This is a genomic window from Dysgonomonas sp. 521 (genome assembly GCF_010501055.1).
In the GTDB taxonomy this organism is placed as follows: domain Bacteria; phylum Bacteroidota; class Bacteroidia; order Bacteroidales; family Dysgonomonadaceae; genus Dysgonomonas.
Genome location: NZ_QVMO01000107.1, coordinates 8,461 through 10,790, shown reverse-complemented (window position 1 = coordinate 10,790; position 2,330 = coordinate 8,461). Strand labels below are relative to the sequence as shown.

The window sequence follows — 2,330 nt, the reverse complement described above, 5'->3', positions numbered from 1 at the left end:
TTCTCTATTCCCTGAAATACAGGGGGCTTACTTTTGATTATGCGAAAAACAAACACTGATATACAAGAGGATATGTCTAAAATAGGCAAGCTTTCGGCTTTTAGCGGACAACAATGATTTTAATTATTGTTTATAAATAGTCTAACACGCACCCCTTCCCTTGCTTTTTATTCTGGAACGCAGCGTACAACATAGGCGTTCGCACGATCGCCAAAGTCGCCCGGGAGGACGGTATTATTGTAGAAGTACAGTTTGTACGTGGTGTGACTGCTGCTGTGGATGGTACTACTCCAATAGTCGCCGTATTGGCTCGCGGCGTGCAGCGAGCCCCACGACAAGTGGCGGTAGCCGGCGGTGGGCAAATAAAGGGCGTCAGCAACTTTATAACCACTGGTGCTGCCACCCCCATTCGATGTGAATTTCCCTTGTTTTGTCCATGTGCTGCCGGAAGTCGATGCTTCGGGTGCTCCGTTGGTCTGATTACCCTGGTAGATAGCAGACCACTGTTTCTGGCTGGGAACCTTCCAACCTGTAGGGCAAGGGTCGGCAGTACCCCTGGCCTGATTGTAATTAGCCGATGTTTCGGTAGTATTATCACCCCAAAGACCGACCATACTCGGATTATTAATCGGTCGCCAACTCATAGGATAGTCGGTTTGCTTTATAAACTTACCCTCACGTGCATTGCCTTCGGCTATCTGCCCGTTTACATCCAAGTCTGCGGCTGTGGCAATTCCGCTTTCTGCAGAAGTATCGTTAGTCGGATAACTTGCACTGGTACGCACCTGATGCCCGTCTTTCTTACGTCCCCACTGGTACAGGTCACCCAGACAATTACACGGGTCGGTATCATTCTCAGCACCAAGGTTGACATGGGCAAAAGCGACTTTTACTGATGGTGCTCCGGCCACTCCGTTTTCATGTCCCCATACATAAATAGGCGACAGTGTGCCTTTGGTAGCCTTTACAACCAGTATATTAAAATCACTCACAGGTTGCACTTCATTATCGTTAATCACCATCTGGCAGGTAATAGTCACAGTCTTTTTATAGTTGCCCAGCTCGTCTTCGGTCAGGACTATATCAGTAGGAGGAGTATAAGCAAAGGTTGCGTTATTTGCTCCTTTTATTAGCTTTGCCGTCTACCACCCACTGGTAGGAGGTAGGTTCAGGCGTATCGCTATAGTTGGCATACAATCTCATCGTTTGGTAGGTAAACATATAGAAGCCGGTACTGGCTTCTACTGCACGAAGGCCAATCTTATAGCCATCTGCATAACCATCTGTACCCAAAGTCTCATCGGTAGGTGATGCGCAAGCCGTTACAGTAGCGCTTGAACTCGGTGTAGGAGGAGTATAAGGCGGATCCTCGTCTTTTATGCAGCGGACGGATAATCCCTCTCCAATCAGAGTTTGGGTTCCCATGTTCACGTTATAAGAACTATGAAAGAGTTTATCGTAAATACTAATATGATATGCTGTATGGGCAGGATTAGCTATGGTGCTGCTCCAATAATGGCCGGAGCCTTCACCTTCGGGTAGAGCATCATAGTATCTTCGATAACCAGCAATTGGCAAATATAAAATATCAGCAATTTTATAACCACCAAGTCTATCATCTGTTTCATGCTTGTTATCTATCCATGTCCAGCGATTGGCAGTAGCTGATGAGTCAAAAAACTCACCCTTTTCTATTATTCCGAATATAGAATTCCATTGTTTCGAGCTAGGTATCTTCCAACCTGTAGGACAAGGATCGCTTTTACCTCTGGCCTGGTCAAGGTTATAAGTGCCATCGCCCCAAAGGTCGAAAGAAAGGTCGATATATGGATTCCATACCCTTGCCTTTATAAATTTACCGTACTTATCAATAACTATTGGTTTTATCTGTCCATTGTCATCGTAATCGTTTATACTAACCTCTGGCAAATCTTCAACTGGATTTAGGCCTATACCTTCCGGAAAAGCATCACCATCGGTAAGGTTTCTTCTGAAGTGTCCTGTAGTAATTCCATCACCATCGGTTTCGCGTCCCCACTGGTACCAACCGCCCATGCAACCGCAAGGATCGGTATCGCCTATTGCACCCAGATTGACATGGGCAAAGGCAATTGTTACCATATCGGTGGCCGGATCGCCCTCTCCATTTTCCATTGCTGTTCCGTTCCAAGCTTTAACATAGATAGGTGATAATTTATCTTTGTCGGCTTTAACCACCAGCACATCGTAGTTTGTACTCTGCACTGTCTTTCCTCCTATTTCCATCCGGCAGGCAATGCTAACGGTCTTTTTCCGGTTGCCCAGCTCATCTTCCTCCAGAGCCAGGTCGG

General features: G+C 46.3%; 2 protein-coding genes. Both read right to left on the bottom strand.

Features of this window, described 5'->3' with window-relative positions; genetic code table 11:
- Window positions 1-167: 167 nt before the first annotated feature.
- Window positions 168-1,022 (bottom strand): FISUMP domain-containing protein, encoded by an 855-nt coding sequence (locus D0T84_RS19590; RefSeq protein ID WP_163309543.1) that lies wholly within the window; start codon window positions 1,020-1,022, stop codon window positions 168-170.
- A 91-nt stretch (window positions 1,023-1,113) separates the two neighbouring features.
- A partial coding sequence (locus D0T84_RS19585; RefSeq protein WP_221413149.1) for an FISUMP domain-containing protein occupies window positions 1,114-2,330 on the bottom strand: 1,217 nt, incomplete at its 5' end.